This is a genomic window from [Clostridium] symbiosum, assembly GCA_036419695.1.
Taxonomy (GTDB): Bacteria; Bacillota; Clostridia; order Lachnospirales; family Lachnospiraceae; genus Otoolea; species Otoolea symbiosa_A.
The window spans coordinates 1578334-1598034 of the sequence record CP143946.1; the positions used below are offsets into that span (position 1 = coordinate 1578334).

Below are 19701 nucleotides of genomic sequence, written 5' to 3' on the forward strand. Positions count from 1 at the left end.
AAAGAAAAGAAAGGAGGTGGTTCCGTGGACAATATGAACAATACACCCAATAGATTAATTCATGAAAAATCTCCGTATCTTCTGCAGCACGCATATAATCCGGTGCAGTGGTATCCGTGGGGAGAAGAAGCATTTGAAAAAGCCAAGAATGAAAACAAGCCTGTTTTCCTATCTATTGGGTATAGCTGACGCGTCTGACAAAAGTACCTGTCATTGGTGCCATGTGATGGAAAGGGAATCATTTGAAAACCCTGTGATCGCGGAGCTGTTAAACAAAGATTATGTCTGTGTAAAGGTGGACCGCGAGGAGAGGCCGGATGTGGATGCGGTCTATATGTCGGTCTGCCAGGCCATGAACGGCCAGGGAGGCTGGCCGCTGACCGTTATTATGACGCCGGAGTGCAGGCCGTTTTTCTCGGGAACGTATTTTCCGCCCAGGGCGCGTTACGGCCGGATGGGGCTGGAAGAACTGCTGACTGCGGTGGCAGGGCGGTGGAAGGTAAACAGAGAGGAACTGTCGGACAGCGCGGAGCGGATAGAAGCTTTTTTGAAAGAGCAGGAGCAGATCACAAGGGAGGGCGAACCGGGAATGGATATAGTTCAGCGGGCCTTCCGGCAGTTTGCACGCAGCTTTGATGCAAAGAACGGCGGATTCGGCGGTGCGCCGAAGTTTCCGACGCCCCATAACCTGATGTTTCTGATGGAGTACGGTGCGAGGGAGAAGAACCGGGATGCGCTTGCCATGGCCGGACACACTTTGGTCCAAATGTACCGGGGAGGAATTTTCGACCATATCGGAGGCGGATTCTCCAGATATTCCACCGACGAAAAATGGCTGGTCCCGCATTTTGAAAAAATGCTATATGACAACGCGCTGCTTGTTATGGTTTACGCGGAGGCCTGCGCTATCACCGGACGGAAGATGTACGGATGTGTGGCGAAAAAAATACTCGGCTATGTGGAACGGGAACTGACGGATGAACAGGGCGGATTCTACTGCGGCCAGGATGCGGACAGCGACGGGGGTGAAGGAAAGTATTATGTATTTACCAGGGAAGAAATAAAGAAAGTTTTGGGGAAAAAGGACGGAGAGGCATTCTGCAACCGCTATGGAATCACCAGGGATGGAAACTTTGAAGGAAAGAGCATTCCCAATCTGCTGGAGAATGAAAAATATGAACAGATCTGTGAAACCGGGGACGGTGCAAAACTGTATGAATACCGCATCGGACGGACGCATCTTCACAAGGATGATAAAATCCTTGTTTCCTGGAATGGTTTGATGATCTGCGCCTGTGCGAAAGCCGGAGCCGCGCTTGGCGAAAAGCGGTATGTGGATATGGCTGTCCGGGCGGAAGCGTTTATCAATAAACACCTTGCGGACGACGGACGTCTGCTGGTGAGGTACCGCGACGGAGACGCTGCGGGGGAGGGAAAACTGGATGACTATGCCTGCTATATCCTTGCCTTGATGGAGCTTTACCGGGTAACGTTCCGGACGGAATACCTGAGCCGGGCGGCAGACTGGGCGGAGACGATGCTGGAACAGTTTTTCGATTGGGAAAACGGAGGGTGCTATCTGTATGCAAAAGACGGAGAGCGGCTGATCGTGAGGACAAAAGAGACCTATGACGGCGCGATGCCGTCGGGAAACTCTGTGGCCGCCAGAGTGCTGCAGCAGCTCGCACAAATCACCGGTGAGACGAAATGGCAGGAGGCGCTTAATAAGCAGCTTCGGTTTCTGGCGGGAGCCATGGAGGAATATCCTTCGGGAAACAGTTTCGCACTGCTGACCATGATGAATGTACTCTATCCGTCCAAAGAACTGGTATGCACGCTTTCCGCCGGTTTAAATCCTGAAAAGAGAGAAGAACTGTCTGCACAGCTCGGCTGTCTGGCCGAAACGGTACCGGGACTGTCTGTCGTGGTTAAAACGGAGGAAAATGAACGGGAGCTTGAAAAACTGGCGCCCTATACCGGTGATTATCCTGTTCCGGAGAACGGAGCTCAGTTTTATCTTTGTTCCGGAAGCAACTGTATGCCGCCCGTTACGGAGCTTTTCGAACTCCTGCCGGCCTGCGGCGTGACGGAAGGAGATTTCACATGCGGGTAAAAAAGGTTGGCCGGTTCAATTTACCCAAAGACAATAGTTCTGAGTCCTGTTTGTAATCCTCAAGCCTGGCAGCAGTAATTCCGGATTCATCATAGGTCTTAAAATAGTATTCGGCGGTAGCAAGGCTCATAAAAGCCGTATATTGAGTGTAATCCGGTGTCTGCCGGTTTGTGATGACGATTCCCTTTGGAATACTCACACCCGCCAGGACGTGAAAACCGGAGATAACCGCCTCTTTGTCATTTGAAGGCGTGGGAATATGGCTTTTATGATAAGCGGTTTTGACAAAACGGGCCGGGGGAGTGTAGTCTCCCGGCAGGCCGATCGTCCCGGCGCCCTGTCCAAAGGGGGTAAGCTTGACGGAATTCCATTTTGCTTCAGGTCTTTGAAATGGCTGTATATTCATATAATTGCGCAGGTTGGTCATATGCCAGGAAAAATCCGGACTGTTCGACAGGATTCCCAGAGGATTGTTCCAGAGGTAAAGGCCGCCTGCCGTTTTTTCTATTACGGCGCATCTGCCGCTCTGTTCGACGATAATCCAGTGAAGAGGGGCAACAGATTGTGTAATACTGTCCTTTGTCCCAACGATACGGAGATGCTCAAGAAGGCCGGCCGCCTGGTCCACGGATGCACAGTTCCCTAAAAGATAACCCAGAAGTTCATTGGCCGCGATCGATACGGCGGATGTATCGCGGGAATCATCCTCATCATATTGAGCATATCCGGGAAAATAGAGAGCCGCTGCTGCAAATCCCTTTTCATTCACTCCGTCCGCAAATGCAATAGGAGAAATGTTCTGTCCAATGCCGATAAAACGGAACCGGTTTTGGAACGGCCGGCTATTCAGGATGCTGTTCCACTGGTAGCCTGCGGGCACGACATATAACTCGGGATCAAGGGGATAGGAAAAATCCATGGTACGGCCAAGAAAAGTGTTATCCTGAAGGGTCTGTAATGTCATTGCTGTGCACATAAAAAGTCCTCCTGCGTGTTTTAATCTATTTATGTGTATTCTCCAAATTGAAAACTATGCGTGCTGATTTCTGTTTTAAACGTAATGCAGTTAGGTTATTGTTTCTTTATTTTGTTTCTCGTTTCAGTACATTTTTTGGAAACAGGGACGATAATTACTATAGAGACATCGAATGAAGGAGGAACAATATGGAAGGAATAGATGCGATAGTCGAGAAACGGTTATTGGATTTTAGGGATTTTCTGTTCGCCGAGGAGAGGGCGGCGGCAACAGTCGAAAAGTATATAAGGGATATCAGGGCATTCTACCGGTATCTACCGGAAGAGAAAGCGATGACACGGGAAAATGTGCTGCTCTATAAACATTATCTGGGAGAAAAATACAAGACAGCCAGCGCCAACAGTATGCTGGCGGCTTTAAACCAGTTCCTGGCCTTTATACATAAATCGGATTTGAGAGTGAAATTATTCCGGGTGCAGCGAAGCGCTTTTAGAGAACAAAAGAAAGAATTGACCAAAGAGGAGTATATCCGGTTGGTGCGCACCGCAAAATTGAAGAAAAACGAACGTTTGAGTCTGCTGCTGCAGGCCATATGCAGTACCGGAATCCGGGTCAGTGAGCATCGCTTTTTTACATGGGAGGCACTGAAAAGAGGTCGTGTAGTGATTGTGAATAAAGGAAAAGAGAGAACGGTTCTTCTGCCGGAAGAACTACGGAGACAATTGGTGAACTATTGCAGCAGCAGGGGGATTGTTTCCGGTCCGGTTTTCATCACGAGAACGGGAAAACCGCTTAACCGGTGTAATATCTGGGCGGAAATGAAATCACTCTGCGCATCGTCAGGAGTCAGTTCCGGGAAAGTATTTCCCCATAATCTGCGTCATTTATTTGCTTTGACTTATTACAAACTGGAGAAGGATATCGTCCGGCTGGCCGATATATTGGGACACTCTAACATAGAAACCACCAGGGTCTATACGTTTACCAGTGGGGAAGAGCATATGAAAGCTCTGGCAAAACTTCATCTGCTTCTATAACTCAGGTACGGTGCGGTATGCAGAACGTATGACACTGCAGCGGCAACCCGACCGAAAGCTTTTTTTAATACGATTGGAGAGTCCGAAATACTTTCCTGTAAAATTAAAAATCACATAATATGCATTATGTGATAGTGTTCATGTAAATATCAGATTGAGCTCATTTTTATTATGCATCAAAAGGGGGGAATTTGCAAGCGGAATTCGCTTAGAAAGAGATTACCTTCTGTTTCTTCATGTCTATCTGCCGAATCGGTAAAAATTCAGAGTACAACAATAAAAAACGAAGCAAATATCTCCGTCTTTGCATAAATTAACAATTAAAATATTTCAGTATTATGATATAATGCATATTATGTGATAAAACACCTTTATTATCTGAAAATTTAATTGAAACAGCCATCAGGCCTGCCGGAATGAGAGGGATGAGTATGAAAGTATCCAGCCATTTGTCCGTTCAAATGGAATTTCACGAGGATGCCCCGGAGAAGGAGTGTCCCGGGATGAGTACTGAGGAAAAAGACGTTTCCTATCTGGACTACTGCCGGACAGTATTCCGGCTGCGGCAGGAGCTTAAAAACAGTACTATCAGGGAAGAAAATACGATTAAAACCAGGGAGGATTACTTTGACGGAGAGTATTAAAAACACGGATCGTAAGAGGGATAAAGAGAAGCAGAGCATTCGGGCAACGGTGGCCTGCGCCGTGCTGTGCATTATTTTTATCCCCATCATTATCATAAATATGATTCTGATTGCAGGCACTTATCTCCATCCGGGGGATATGCCCGGCGTTTTTGGAGTTAAGCCGGTGGTGGTGCTTTCCGGTTCCATGGAACCGGTCATTAGCACCGGCGATTTGATTGTTTTGCAAAAGGCAGATTATGAAGAACTGAAGGAAGGCGACGTAATATGCTATCTGACCTCAGGCCAGGCGGTGACTCACCGTATTGTAAGGACGGCCATGGGGGAGGATGGACAGATTCGATATATCACAAGAGGAGACGCCAATAATACGGACGACCGCCTGGCGGTATCGGCAGACCAGATTCAGGGAATCTGGAAGGGGCTGCGGATTGGAGGAATGGGCAATGCGGTGATGTTCATGCAGACGCCCGCCGGTATGCTCCTGTTTATTGTCTGTCCGCTGCTTCTTTTTATTTTCTGGGATATCATGAGCCGCAGAAAGTCGGAGAATGCGGAAAAGGAGCGGACCGCAATGCTGGAGGCACAACTGGCCGATTTAATGCGGAAGCAGAGTGAGGAGGCAGCCTGTTCCGGGCAGAAGGAATCGGAAAAGCCAGATGAGGAGAAGTAAGATAGACAAAGAGAAGCAGAATGCACCGGCCGTCTTTTCAGGCACAGTGGAAAGAGGAGCCGTCGATATAACCGGGTAATATCCGGGTGCAGAGTACCGCAGGCACGAGGGAACCGTGTCTGGGAGGGAGTATGAGGTTCCCGAAAAATGATGGAAAGAGAGGTCAGACTATATGAAAAAATTACACGCAGCCCGCTTGGGTGCCCTGGCACTGACGCTGACCCTGATCAGTACTTGTCTGGCAGGCGGTACGCTGGCTCGGTATACCAGTGAAGTGACAGGAACAGGAACGGCGAATATTGCGAAATGGTCGGTTGCTTTTAAACAGGGGACCACGTTTCAGACTGCAGACTACAATTTCAATTTGCATGAGACTAAAAAGGAAAACGGTCTTGTAAGTACAAATACTATTGCTCCTGGTGATACAGGGGAGATAAAAATAGAAATCAATGGAAGCGGTTCCGAGGTCGCTTTTGAATACAAAATTGAACTTGATAATCTTTCAAATCTTGCGGAAAATACGGGAAATATAAAGTTTTATTCAGATGCTGAATGCAAGAATGCTTGGCCGACTACACCAGGTTTCACGACAGTAGCTCTCGGAGATGTAAGCACCCCGGTGAAAAAAAGCATTTATTGGAAATGGGAAGGCGGGGAAGATAATAACGCTGGTGACACAAATGCCGGTAAAGAAGCAGCAAAAGGTACTGCAGCACCTACATTTACCGTTAAACTAACTGCACAGCAATCGCTTGCATCCTCACCAACCTCATAACCTGCCGCCCTTTCTCCCAATCTGCCTGTGCCGCAAACAGGAGAAAGCAAATGCAGAACCGATAACCTGTCCTGTTTACATATTCAGGTTATCAGCGCCAACAACGAAAAGCACGTTTCACGAACTTTTCATTGCAACTCAATAAAAACCGGAGCCTTCAGTCTCCGGCAAAAGATACGTTACATCAGTAGTACATTCATTTACACAATGAATGGCACAGAACACTAACGTATCTTTTGCCGAATACTGAATTTATCCCATACCATGATTGAAAAGACGGATCACAGTCTGTGTGCCGTCTTAATTTAGAATCAGAAAACGAAATCAGACTACAGCCGAAAGGAGAAAACGCGGATGGAACAAAGACAGACACATAGTTATCACGGTGCAGATCAACGCGAAAACCGCGGAAAACGGACATTTCCGTTGATGATGCTCCTTTTGGTATTATTCATGTTCACTTCGGGCATCGCCGGTTATATGTTGGGAAAAAGAACAGGATCTGAACCAAGCGGTCAGTTGATTGATACAATTCTTTTAGACCCGGGGCAGGAAGTGAACTCCCCGGCGATTCTCCACCTGGCCGGCCAGGCATTATATTCCGACGGAACCCCGGCCGCAGGCCGTACGATGGAGCTTCACAGCGCTCCGGTTACGACAGTCACGGATTCAACCGGAATGTTTTTATTCAGCGACGTTACAGAAGGAGAGCACCACGTCTATGTATTGGACGATGACGGTGCGATAGCAGCAGAGCGGAAGATTGTCCTGGAACACCGGCAGGAGGCGGAAGGCGTATCAATTTCCATGGGAAATGATGGGGAGTACGTCATTCAGCTTGCTGTGGATGTCCGTCTGCTGGAAATTTCGATTGAAGTGGAACAGGGAACTGTTTATATTAACCCTGAAAAATTTACCTATGCTAAAAACGATGGATGGGTGATAACACCGGAGGGGATCGCTTCCATAGAGAACGGTCCTGTTGTGACGCCGGTGGGAAATATTTGTCTGCCGGACAGAACGATTGTCCTTGCTGGCGGAACGAAAGGGGATCCGACAGCCGTTATTCTACCCGATGACACTGTCATTTATCCGAAGACGCCTTATATGGCGGGAGAAAACAAAATTGATCCGGAGGGAGTCGTACATCTTGCAGATGGTACAGAGATAGAACCCGGCGGTCAGATTACTTCCCCGTCGGGAGAAGTGTACGGACCGGGAACCGGAGGAAGCCAGATATCGGACAGTAAGGTTATCCCGATCGGCCAGGCACCGACTTCCAACGGCGCTCAGACAACGGCAGAGGGTCAGCCGCCGCAGGAGACGGGAGGTTCCCCAAATGCTCAGAACGGACCGGCGTACACGGAGGGCCGGGCAGATAGCCCGGTTGGAGCGGAGCATCCGGGACCGTCCGGTAACGGGATGGACGGTGACAGCAAAGACGCCTATAAACCGTCGCCGGATCTTACGGAACAGGAGGAGACAAAGGGAGACAGCGGAAATTCCGGAGGAGGAAGCGGCGGAGGCCATGGCGGCGGAAGCCACGGAAGCGGCGGAACCGTGCCGGGTACGGAGGGAAGCAGCAGTCCGGAGACTGAAAGCGGAGCGGAAGATAAAGGAACATTAAATGTTTCGGGGCAGATCGGCAATACTTCGGAATTCGTTTCATGGACACAGACGGGAATCATTGATTTATTTTATAACCGCCAGGGCGGAGAAGAGGTATTACTGGCTCCGGGTTCTTCCGGATATTATATCTTTCAGTTGGAAAACAGCAGGGACGAGGATCTTGCCATTCATTTAATCCTGACAGAAGGTCCGGAAAACCATCTGCCTCTGACCTTTAAGCTGGCCTCCGCAAGGATAAAGGGGGAACTTCCGGATGTTGATGCCGCAAAGGGGACTCTTTCGGGTGAAAATAAAACACTTGTATTGGAAACATCCATAAAGGCGAATGAGACGGTCCGTTACAGACTGGATTGGGAATGGCCGCTTAACGGCAATGAGAAAGAGGATACGGCTGCAGGAGAAAAGAGTGGAGCTTATACACTGACTCTTACGATCCACGCAGAAGGGGGAGTATAAAGCATCATGGTTCGGTTGTTTGGAAAACTGGTGAAATGTCTTTGCACGTTTTTCATTGGAGTATTGCTTTTGAGCCAGCTCTGGCAGATTTCTGCACGCCTGCTTTTGCATCAGAAGTTACCCTTTTTTCTTGGGATCGCCCAGCTTGATGTCCTTTCCGGAAGCATGGAGCCGGCATTTTCAGTCGGAGATCGGCTGATTGTAAGACGCGGGAGAGGTTACGCGGTAGGAGATGTAATCACTTTTGAGGAGGAAGGAGCCTTTATTACCCACCGCATTATCGGTGGCTCGGGAGCCGGCTTTATCACAAAAGGAGATGCCAATCCGGTTGAAGACAGTAAGGCGGTGAGGCCGGAGGCGATAGAAGGACGTGTGATACTCGTAATTCCGGGAGGAGGAAACCCGTTTGTAATTCTGTTTCTTCTGGCCGCGTTTACAGCGGTGGCTGCCGGTCTGCAACGTGTCGCCGGCAACCGTGCGGATAAAGGAAATTGGAAGGGAGGAGATACGGATGCGTAAAAAGAAAATACAGGGAAGGATTGGTCTGTATCTGCTCCTGCTCTTTATAGCGGCAGGAGGAACCGGCGCTGTTACTCTTGCAAGGTACACTTCCCAGGCATCGGGAACGGGAACGGCGGCTATTGCATGTTTTGTGTCGGACATCAGCGGTAAAAGCAGCGTGGATGTGCCGATTGCGCGGCTTCCGGAAACTCCGGGTACTGATTCAACGGTAGAATTTATTGTAACAAATGCAAAAGACGGCAAAGTCAGTGATGTTGCCCAGGATTACACCATTACAATCCGTGCAACGGGAAACCTGCCGTATACCTATACGTTAACCGGAACAAAAAAGGCTGCGGGAACAGGAGGGAGCATCCCGGATGGTCAAAACAGTCTGGTAAATGCAGCCCCTATTGCGGTTAACACGCCGATTGAGGGAGGAATGCTGCCTCATTCCGCGGCGGTTGAACATACTTATACTTTGAAAATAACCTGGCCGGCAGGGACTGATTCCAAGTTTGCAGGCGAGGTGGAACATATACAGATTCTGGTAGACAGCCGGCAGAAGCTGACGTCCGGAACGGGAAACTGATTTCGGGGCAAAGGTGATTTTATCTAAAGCGGGGAGGGAACAGTACAATGTCGGAACATAGAAAGCGGATAATGAAAATTGCGGTTATCGTATGTCTGGTATTAGTGGCTGCCGCTCCGACCGGTCTTCATACCTATTCGAGATATGTCCAGCAGAAAAAGTTAGCAGGAGCCACGGCAGTGCCCAAGGAATTCTATTTCACCGGGGACGTGCTAAAAGAGGGGGAGGGCAGTGCCTATACGATTTACGACTGGACTGCCGGAATTCCTGTAACAATCAATAATTTTGCCGATGCCATGCGGGTTTCCGGGATGGAAATACAGTATACGGTTACCTGTGATAAGGGAACATGCTCAATTGACGGAGGAGATAAGCTGGATAAGGCCACCGGGATACTGGAGGGGGGAGCGGCCAAATCCGGTAATATTACAATCTGGCCGGCTCAGGGGGAGAAGAGTGTGACAGTCACAGTCACTTCAATATCGCCTTATAAAAAGAAACTGACAGCTGAATTTTTGCTTCAGGACTCTTTCGATTTACTCTATACAATAGAGGATTCTCAGGGAGAAGCTGCGACTGAACTGATTATAAAAGGCGGCCGGACAAAGCAGACGCTTACGGTTACGTGGGATGCCTTAAAGTTCAGCCCTGACAATACAAATGCGGTAATCAGGGGAACACAAACAAAAGACGGTTCTGTCTCCATTACAATAGAACCGATGGAAAGCTGCCGCCTGTTATTTTTCAAAACAGATCCCAGCAGTGATTATTCCGTTCCGGAGAGAGCGCCGGACGGGGCCGCGATATCGCTGCCTTAAATTGTGATATTGGCGGTAACATGAAAATGCTGCAGAAGTACAGAACGGGAACCAGTACCCGATAATTCTAAGGGGGAATAAAGACAGATGAGATGGGCAGACGAAAGGAAACATTTCAAATACTTATTCGGTAAAACCGGAAAGAAATTTGTAGTCTGGCTGCTGGTATTCAGCATGCTCCTGACTACAATGAATTTTAATACAATGCTGTCCTATGCGGGCAAAACAGAATTCAAAGTAAAAATAGGAGATTCCGTGCATGCAGTATTGATGGAAGATGGGACGCTTCAGCTGAAGGGAACGGGAGATACCTATGATTATACGGAGGAGACGGCTCCTTTTTTAGAACATGTGGATGATATTTTTAAGATAGAAATAGAGGAGGGAATTACCTCCGTCGGCGATTATCTGTTTTTTGGCTGCGCCAATTTATCAGGAACCTTAATCCTCCCGGATCAATTGGTGCGGATTGGTGACTTCGCATTTTCCGGAGAATCGGAGGAAGACGCGCCTAAATTTACAAATATTATCAATGAGTTTACCAGTGCTGAAATAGTAAGGCAGCTTACGGAGGAGGAGCTGGAGGAATTAGAAGAGCTGGAAGAGTTAGAAGAAATGGAGGAGCTGGAAGAAGAGGAAGAACTGGCACCGGATGAATCGGAAGCATCGGAGGGGAACGAAACGCCGGGGGAGATGGGCACGAAAGAAGAGGAAACCGGTGAACCCGGGACGCCCGGTGAATCGGGGGAAACATCAGGACAGGAAAACCCGGAGGAAACAGAAAAACCAGAGGAAACAGAAAAACCAAAGGAAACAGAAAAACCAAAGGAAACAGAAAAGCCGGGAGAGACTCAGAATTCGGGTACAGGAAATAAGCCGGGAGAAACGCAGAATCCGGAAAAATCAAATAAGCCGGAAGAAACCCAGAATCCAGGTGAAGTGGAACAACCGGAAAATGCAGACAAACCGGGAACAACAGAGAAGCCCGGAGGAATCCAGGATTCGGAAACAACGGGAAATCCGGAAGAAACTGGAAAACCGGGAATATCGGAAAAGCCGGAAGAGCCCCAGAATCCGGGAACGGCAGTAAAACCGGAAAAACCGGAAGAAACGGAAAAGCCGGGAACAACGGAAAAACCGGAAGAAACGGAACATACGGGAACATCGGATGAATCGGTAAAATCAGACAAAACGGAACAGGCAGACAACCCTGGCATATCAGATAAAATGGAGTCAACGCAAAAACCGGAGAAACCGGAAGCCGGAGAGAAGCCGGAAGCTTCAGGCAGCAGCGATAAAAACGGCACGTCAGGCAGCGGCGGAGAAGCCGAGACGGAAAAAACGTATACGGATATTGTCAGGCTGTCTCCATACAGTAAAGGCGAGCGAGAGCCAAGGCCGGAGATTGTGAGCCACATGGTTCCCCGTGTAATGTCTCAGCCTGCAGATACAGGAGATTTAAAAAAAGAAAAAGCAGCTTCAGCCTCAGACGCAGAAAAAAGCTCCGGCCGTCCACAGAAAAAAGCGACTGATTCGAATGCCCGGCTGGATAAAAAAGCGAGCGGTTCGGACGCACTGGAAGAGGGGAAGATTGAAATAATAGAAGAGCAGATAATTGGAGAGGAAGTTTTCTATAACGGCCGTTCCGGTTTATTCTGGTGTTCGGAAATGAATGAGAGCTTCTCCGACGCGGCGCAGGAGGCCGGTTACGATCGGGCGGATTGGGTGGTAACCCTGGCACTTGATCCTGGCGACAGTACAGAAAATGAGACTCTCTCCGGCCGTATACCGGTTGCAGAGGGAATGCTTGAAGCGCCCCAGCTTCCGGAAACATGGAAAGCTCCGGAGGGGGATGAGATTGTCAGCTATCATTTTGACGGCTGGCTGACACCGGAGGATGAAGTACTGGAGCCCGGAGGAGAGCTGGAGATAGAAGAGGACGGCGGGGAAGCCGTGCTGACCGCCGTATGGGCTGCCGATGTGGCCGACGTAATCCTGGAGGGACCTGTAATCCAAACTGGTGAAACGGATACCCGCATTTACTCGATTAAAACCCTCAGTACAAAAAAATATGCAGTCAGTTACCAATGGTATTACAGCGAGGATTATGACGCCACACAGCCGGAACTGGCAGAATGGATGGCCGTTGAAAACGCTACAGAGGCCTCATACGCGCGTAAAATGCAGCCGGGGGATGATATCTTATATTTCCGCTGCGGTGTTACAATGATTCCCAAAACCAGTTTTTTCCGCTCACTGCGCACATCCGGAAACAGTGCCCAGCCTTCAATCGAGCAGTACTCCGAACCGAGAGCCGGTGAAAGCAGCTTAATCAGCATTACCTATTATCCAAATAAGGCCGCAGACGAGACGGCGGAATACGCAGTTACCCAGACAATTGCGGGTGCTGAGGGTGCCATTCTCTACCCGTCCCAGGCAGGGAAATTCAAAACGGAGGGAAAGACGATTGATTTTAATGCTCCTGAGGGGCTGGCGTTTAAAACATGGAATACCCGGGCGGACGGTAATGGTACCAATTATGACCCGGGAACGGTACCGCTGCAATCCCTGACACTATATGCGGTTTGGCAGGCTAAATCAGAATATATGAAGGCCGGAATATATAATACTGGTGATGACATAACGAACGGTACTGCAGAAGCGCTTCTTACGGAAGAAGGAGCCGCCCTGACGAACTGGAGATTTGCAGACAGTAAAATATTAAATATCAGCGTGGATTTGAAGAATATAATTGATAAGAGAAATTTGAAAGTACGGATAGAAATGCCGCTTGGAATGATTTTTGCCAAAGACGGTTATCCCACGGCAGCGGGAGCGGGCAGCTTTACGGAGTATCATTTTTCCCCATTACAGAAGGAGGACTTCCCGACCAATTTTAAACCGGAAGTACCTGAAGAAGTGGGAGGAATCTTAAACTATACATTGAGCCCAACCGCCGAAATAGTAAGCCTTGCCATCGGCGTTAAATACGATGAGCAATTATGGAACAAACAGGGTGGGGAGGATATCAGTGTGACGGGAGAGTTCCCTCCGATCCAGGTAACTCTGCAGCAGAATGGAGAAATAATTGAGAAAAAAGCGCTTGCTAAAATTGCGGTGCCTAAACGGGGCACAGGTGCAGATAAAGAAAAGGGGAGGGAATATTACGGATACTGGAAGGATTCAACACTGGTAAAGGAGGTTCTGTGTGGGGTAAAAAATCAGCAGATGGGCAGTAACAATGTCTATATAGCCAGACTGAACGAATTAAACTCAACGCCGAATATATTCTGGAAAAATATAAGGATTGTTCAGAAGAAACCGTATTATAATAAAGATGGAAAGACAATCTATGCAAAAGATGTATCTCTTACGGTTACGAATGCAGGTGGCGGAAATAAAAAGTTCCAGTCAGACGAAGCAAGCGAATTGGTAGAAGGAAACCTTCCGAATTTTGTCTCTAAATTTTCGGGGCCAATGTTTTATCTGACATGTACTTTTCCTGAGACAGATTTTCCAAGCGGAACTATGATTATTTACCCGCCTCCGGAGATCTGGGTACAAGGGTATTATGGAAGTGAATATAAGTATGAATATACAAAACTGTCTCAGGAAAAAACGATCCTTATAACAAGGGATCCTCATATCAAAATTGGCAATGCATCGAATAGTGATTCAAACCGATATGTACCTTTTGACGCTGAACCTGGGATTGTTTACCCTCTGGCCGATTTCCGGGTGGAAAATGTGGGCCCGGTAGAATCAGGGATCCAAAAAATGGAATTCCGTTTTTCAAAGCCTGAGAATTCTTCCTCTGAGAGCTCTTTAGCAATCGGAATTACGACGGTAAGACTTCCTCTTCCCGTCAAGGGAACGAATGAAGAAGCTCAGATAACGGTTCACAGCACATACATGGATAAAAATGGGCAATCTGTAACGGATCTTTCCGATGAAACACTCAACCGGATCGTCAGCAGACCAGATAAGAGCAGCAGCCCGGGATTGATCTTCTCCAGAACAGAGGAGGCGGTGAATAAGGGGTATTATTTTGAGAGTATTACCTATGAAACAAAAATTCCGGCCAATACCATTCTTTATAACGACAGTTCTCCGTGGACATCGGGAGGAGTAGTATACGGAATGCCGATTGAGAAGAGAAAGGAAGGGGGTAAAAGAGATGCCATAAGCATCAAAATGGCAATAACAGATATACCAACTGCTGGAACCGGCAACGGGACAGAAAACGATTCCGGAATAAAAACAAATAGCGGTACAGACACTGGCGCAGGAACAGGGGAAAAAGCTGCGGTGAATACTGAAATAGAATCCAGGGTGACGGTGAAACAGCTTGGAGCCACCCTCAACCCCGGTGCCGATTCCAGAGAAGTGGTAAAGACGACAATGATGATTGTCAATGGAATAAATAATCAATATCCGAAGGCGCTCCCGGAGGGAACCTCGGTTGCGGCAGGCGGCACAATTACGGTTAATGCAACGCTGGAGGTAAGCAGTTACCCTTATTATAATACGCTATACGTTAAGAATCCTGTTTTTTATATCAGGCTGCCGGAGAATGAACTGGAGCTTGTAAAGGAATCCGTTAAGGTTGGCCGTAAAAATGCACATCTGATTGTACAGAATGCTTTGACGACCGAACCCGGATATAAACTGTACCCGATCACATTCAAAGAGGAGGGTGATAATGGCGGCGCTCCTCTGGGATATTACAGCGAAGGGCTGGGGGCAATAGCGGAAGGTAATTATCTTACACTTACTTTTAAACTTCAGACTTCCAATAAACTGCTTGTCTCAAAACCCTATGATCTGAAAGACATCGTATGCGCCGGAGCCAGCGGAATTGAAACAGAAGCGACTTCGGGCCAGGTTGCCCATGCATGGAATCACGCCCTGAAAGAAGCGGATAATTACAGTGCAGGTACAGCCAGGGTCAGTTACAGTTCCAGTGCTCCAGACCGTATCTTTACCGTAACCGCAGGAACTCCCATGGTTCCGTTTGAGGCAGCCCTGAAAGAGGAAGGAAAGACGGACTTCGCATATGAACCGTCGATCGATTTAATGGATAAAACGGGAGAACTCAAATACAAAATATCGTTTAACAACAGTCTGGGCGGTACAATAGACGGCAGCAAATTTTATTATCTGATTCCGATTCTGAAACGTGATGAGCCGCTGCATGAACATATGTACGATAAGAAGGAAGACGGAACACATAATGAACCTCCGTTTACCCTTGAGTTGACGGGGCCTTTGCAATTGACCGGCAGCGCGGCGGAACTCCTGGAAGTAAGATACTGTTATAATAACATACCCGAAGGGCGTACGAATGATGATTTCCAATATTATAGTAATGGCAAGGCGGACTTTAGCAGAGGGGAGGGGGGAACAGAATACGCGGAATTTATATCGGCCGACGAGGTGACAGCCGATAAGAAATGGGCCGATGTGGGAGCCGTTAAAATTGTCTGCAGAGACCAGAAAACGGGAATTCCGGACGGTAAAAAATGTTCAATGGAACTTCCACTCAAATATGATATGACGAATATCACTCCCGGCCTGTCTTATTCCTGGGCGTCATGCGGCATGGAGCTTTATACGAAAGGTTCCGCAGCTTCGGAGGCTCACGAGACGACAAATATGGTAACGGTTCGGATCCATCCGAAAGAGCAAAAGACGGATCTTGTGTTGACGGCGGTAAAGGATGATTATATTAAACGTGATGAGGTGCGGATGGCGGAAATTAAGATACCGGCATACCAAATTGCAGCGTCGGGAAACAGAAAACTGAAAGTAAAATCGGTCACTGTTAAGGGAGAACATGGGGTAGAGCTGGTTAAGCAGAATGAAATTGAACAGCATAGAGGTAATTCCGGATATGAAAAAAAGTTCAGTCTGTCGGCTCAGCTGGATCCGCCCGTGAACAATTCAACCGCGGATCAGGTTCATGATTTACTGGCGTCACCGGATCCCAAGCCGGAGCTGGGTGAAATCAAAACGGAGGAATGCTCCGTGGTTCGATTTACGCTGGACAATGTAAACGCACTTGAAACTTTGACTCCCGCAGGTGAAGTGGAGGTGGTTCTGGGGATTGGGGATGATATTACAATTACCTCCAATATTACAATTAACACGGTCGGTACGCAGATGGAACCGGATAGAGATATACAGACAAAGAGTATGATGGGAAAACAGTTTAAGGATTTTATGGCTCAGACGGATCTGCCGGACAACAACCTCATTACGGCCGAAAGCGCAATAAGTATTCAGTATGATATCCAAAACTACGTGAGCAGCAACTATGGTATGCCTTATATCCGGGGCAATTTCCCGGAGGGGATTTCTGTAATTCTGGCCGAGGTGACGGATCGGGAAAAACCGGAATATTTCTATTATTACTGCACCGGCAACGAAACAGAAATTTTATTGGATTCATTTAAGGTGATGGGAACTGGTGAATCTGTAAATCTTACTGAAAAAGAGAGTTTGAAGCATAAGTTGATCTTTATTCTGGATTATTCCCAGGCTTTTGTAGAGGTCAGCAGCAATATTGAGCAGTCACTCACTCTTGTTTTCCCGGCTAAACCGGGGATGGACAGCAGCGCAGACGGAGGAGCAGGCGCGGCTGCAGATTGTGAGAAGGCGGTGAAATGGCAGCTTTCTCCCCGAAGAAACATCGTTCTGAAGGCCGACGTAAGCAGTTCTTCGGACGAAAAGGTAACGATATCCGGTAATGTGGCCGTTTCCAAGCTGGACGGTAACGACACCTACCATAGTAAAAGCTCACTGACCTTGGCGTTCCGCCTCTATCAAAAGGACGGCAGTTCAGAAGTACCATATTCCTATCCGGCAGCCACGAAAGTGACGGCTGAGGTAAACGGGAAAACGACGGAATATGGAACCCAGTCAAACCTTTGCCGCGTTTCCCTCGGCGATATACAGGTGGGAACCCGTGACTACAAAGTAACATTTGACAATACGGACTGGAGTTTGCCCGAGGGAACCTACATACTGAAGATCCAGCTTTATTCGTCCCAGACGGAAAATTACATTCCGCCCGATCAGGCGGCCGCAACGCAGGACATAGAAATTATGGTTGCTTCGCCGGCTTCTTATGGAATGAAGATTAAAAATTCCGACGCGGCCTCCCATCTTGTGAAACCGGGAGAGAGTAAAAAACTGGAGCTTTCCTATCAGGCAGGAACCAGTGTCCCGGAGTTTTCCGCAGAATTATATCAAAAGGACAGCAGCGGTTCTTATCTGAAAATATCATCGGCAGGTTTGGCCCTGGAGAAGGATGATGGGAAAAAGATCGTTATACTAACGGTTCCAATTGCAAATGAGGCAAAGGAATACGATACATACCGCGTATTAATAAAGATGAAAGCGGACAAAAAAGTCATAGAATTGCCGCACAATCTCGTTGTATATACGGAACCGGGTGACATGGAAGGATAGAGAAAAGCTGCAAAACAGTAAAGGCAGTTAAAAAGGGTGTTCGGAATATAATTCCGGCCGCCCTTTTTCATTGCCTGGAAATGGGAAGAGCCGGCATGGCATATTTTATGTTGCTTTCGCAATGACAAAAAAACAGGGAATCGTCAGATACCAATATCTGTGATATAATCAATTAACGGGCCGTATGAACAGCCTGGATGCAGAGGAACTTTGCAGTTCTCTGCATTTATTTTTTCATAAGGAAGAGGCAGATGAATAAACAGGAAAATAATCATTTTAATAATTACGAATTATCCGATACAATCCTAAGCGCACTGAAAGTGCTGGGCTATCAGACACCGACCAAGATACAGAAGTCGGTCATACCGGTTATGTTGTTGGGCGCCAATGTATTAGCCAAGGCACCCACCGGGAGCGGGAAAACGGCGGCGTTTGCAATTCCGGTCTGTGAGAATGTGGTCTGGGAGGAGAACCTCCCCCAGGTTTTAATTCTGGAACCCACCAGGGAGCTGACGGAACAGGTGAGAGATGAAGTCTTTTTTATCGGCAGGCTGAAGCGGTTAAAGGTTGCGGCCGTATACGGTGGTTTTCCCATTGATAAGCAGATTCAGACCTTGAAACAGAAGTCTCATATCATAGTGGGGACGCCGGGGCGCGTCATGGATCATCTCCGTCGCGAAACTTTAAAGCTCGGCCAGGTGAAATGGGTTGTAATCGACGAGGCGGATTTAATGCTGGATATGGGGTTTGCCGACGAGGTAAAGGAAATTTTGGCAGAAGTCCCGGAACAAGCGGGAATTTCTCTTTTTTCCGCCACACTGAAGCCGGAGATCTGCCGGTTGACGGAAGGATTCATGCAGGAGGCCGTCACCGTGACATGTGATGCGCAGCAGGAGGAGGAACCTGCCATCGAGCAGAAGTTTTATGAAACGGAACCGGACGGCAAATACGATACCTTCATCAGGGCGCTGAAGCTGGAGAATCCGGAGAGCGCCATCATCTTTTGCGGGACAAGGGAGATGGTAAATGTCCTGTTCCAGAAATTGAGGCGGAACCGGATTTTCTGCGGGATGCTGCACGGCGATATGGAGCAGAAGGAACGTTTGAAAACCGTCAATGCGTTTCGGAGAGGCGGTTTCCGCTTTTTGATTGCGACTGATGTGGCAGCCAGGGGCATTGATTTCAAGGACATTACCCATGTATTCAATTATGACTTTCCGACCGGAAGGGAAACCTATGTCCATCGGATTGGACGTACCGGCAGAAACAAAAAAACAGGGACGGCGGTAAGTCTTGTCTGCGAAGAGGATCGCCGGATGCTCAGGATGGTGGAAGAATTCACCGGCTGGACTTTTGAGATTGGAAAATGCCCGGAAGTGGAACAGGCGGCTGAGAAACAATTCTGGACAAGCCAGCGAGCCAAAACGGAATTAAAAACGCAGAGCGGCAGCGGGTTTACCAAAGAAATTATGAGACTGTCCATCGGCGGAGGCCGGAAATCAAAAATCAGGGCCAATGATATCGTCGCCACCATCTGCAGTATAGAGGGGGTGGAAGTGACGGATATCGGAATCATCGATATCAGGGACAGCTTAAGCTATGTGGAAATCTTAAACCGGAAAGGCGCTCTTGTGCTGGAAGCTTTACAGCGCAAAACCTTAAAGGGAAAGGTGAGAAAGGTGAAAAGCGTCAGGGCTCCGGGGATGCTTTAAGGCAGGGGACGACAAATTCCATAGCGCAGACAATAAACAGAAATATAAGAGGAAAAAGATGGTAGACTGGTTATACAGTAATAAAGAATGGATATTCAGCGGTATCGGAATAGCATTCATATCCGCTGTTTTTTCTTTGTGGAAAAAGAAGAAAACGGACAGAAAAATCCCCAGATAGTCAATTACCAATTGGTAGAGTCATCATGTACATATGATTTGGTTTTGGATGACAGGAAACATCGGGTGCTTAATCTCTCTCAGGGCATAGGGGCCAATGAAGCCGAGCGGTTTCAGATAAAAAT

General features: G+C 48.0%; 13 protein-coding genes. 12 read left to right on the forward strand and 1 reads right to left on the reverse strand.

The genetic code is table 11. The features are described from left to right. Positions 1 to 33 precede the first annotated feature (33 nt). Both V3C10_07435 and V3C10_07440 read left to right on the forward strand, forming a co-directional pair. Positions 34 to 189 (forward strand): DUF255 domain-containing protein, encoded by a 156-nt coding sequence (locus V3C10_07435; GenBank protein ID WVP64595.1) that lies wholly within the window; start codon positions 34 to 36, stop codon positions 187 to 189. A gap of 37 nt (positions 190 to 226) precedes the next feature. Then, the gene (locus V3C10_07440) at positions 227 to 2113 is read left to right on the forward strand and encodes a thioredoxin domain-containing protein (GenBank protein WVP63626.1); all 1887 of its coding nucleotides are present in this window, start codon (positions 227 to 229) and stop codon (positions 2111 to 2113) included. Here the strand turns inward: V3C10_07440 and V3C10_07445 are convergent. After that, the gene (locus V3C10_07445; GenBank protein WVP63627.1) at positions 2100 to 3089 is read right to left on the reverse strand and encodes a choloylglycine hydrolase family protein; all 990 of its coding nucleotides are present in this window, start codon (positions 3087 to 3089) and stop codon (positions 2100 to 2102) included. The genes V3C10_07440 and V3C10_07445 overlap by 14 nt on opposite strands. Before the next feature lie 188 nt (positions 3090 to 3277). Here V3C10_07445 and V3C10_07450 point away from each other — a divergent pair, with 188 nt between their 5' ends. The 10 genes from V3C10_07450 (at position 3278) to V3C10_07495 (ending at position 19399) form a co-directional block, all read left to right on the forward strand. Continuing rightward, complete coding sequence (locus V3C10_07450) at positions 3278 to 4126, forward strand: tyrosine-type recombinase/integrase (GenBank protein WVP63628.1); 849 nt, start codon at positions 3278 to 3280, stop codon at positions 4124 to 4126. 503 nt (positions 4127 to 4629) lie between these two features. Then, positions 4630 to 4770: a hypothetical protein gene (locus V3C10_07455; GenBank protein WVP63629.1), complete on the forward strand. Its 141-nt coding sequence runs from the start codon at positions 4630 to 4632 to the stop codon at positions 4768 to 4770. Continuing rightward, on the forward strand, positions 4754 to 5443 hold the full coding sequence (locus V3C10_07460; protein ID WVP63630.1) for a signal peptidase I: 690 nt from the start codon (positions 4754 to 4756) through the stop codon (positions 5441 to 5443). Before V3C10_07455 ends, V3C10_07460 begins: the two co-directional genes overlap by 17 nt. Before the next feature lie 172 nt (positions 5444 to 5615). After that, positions 5616 to 6218 carry a hypothetical protein gene (locus V3C10_07465; protein WVP63631.1) on the forward strand — a complete coding sequence of 201 codons (603 nt, stop codon included), beginning with the start codon at positions 5616 to 5618 and terminating at the stop codon, positions 6216 to 6218. A 354-nt stretch (positions 6219 to 6572) separates the two neighbouring features. Then, positions 6573 to 8303 carry a hypothetical protein gene (locus V3C10_07470; protein WVP63632.1) on the forward strand — a complete coding sequence of 577 codons (1731 nt, stop codon included), beginning with the start codon at positions 6573 to 6575 and terminating at the stop codon, positions 8301 to 8303. 6 nt (positions 8304 to 8309) lie between these two features. Then, positions 8310 to 8822, forward strand: coding sequence for a signal peptidase I (locus tag V3C10_07475; GenBank protein ID WVP63633.1), 513 nt, complete (start codon positions 8310 to 8312; stop codon positions 8820 to 8822). Continuing rightward, complete coding sequence (locus V3C10_07480; protein WVP63634.1) at positions 8815 to 9396, forward strand: hypothetical protein; 582 nt, start codon at positions 8815 to 8817, stop codon at positions 9394 to 9396. Before V3C10_07475 ends, V3C10_07480 begins: the two co-directional genes overlap by 8 nt. Before the next feature lie 47 nt (positions 9397 to 9443). After that, positions 9444 to 10214 carry a hypothetical protein gene (locus tag V3C10_07485; protein ID WVP63635.1) on the forward strand — a complete coding sequence of 257 codons (771 nt, stop codon included), beginning with the start codon at positions 9444 to 9446 and terminating at the stop codon, positions 10212 to 10214. Positions 10215 to 10301: 87 nt separating this feature from the next. After that, positions 10302 to 17687 carry a hypothetical protein gene (locus tag V3C10_07490; GenBank protein ID WVP63636.1) on the forward strand — a complete coding sequence of 2462 codons (7386 nt, stop codon included), beginning with the start codon at positions 10302 to 10304 and terminating at the stop codon, positions 17685 to 17687. A 251-nt stretch (positions 17688 to 17938) separates the two neighbouring features. Beyond that, entirely contained in the window at positions 17939 to 19399 is a 1461-nt protein-coding gene (locus V3C10_07495; protein ID WVP63637.1) for a DEAD/DEAH box helicase, read from the forward strand. The last annotated feature ends 302 nt before the right edge of the window (positions 19400 to 19701 follow it).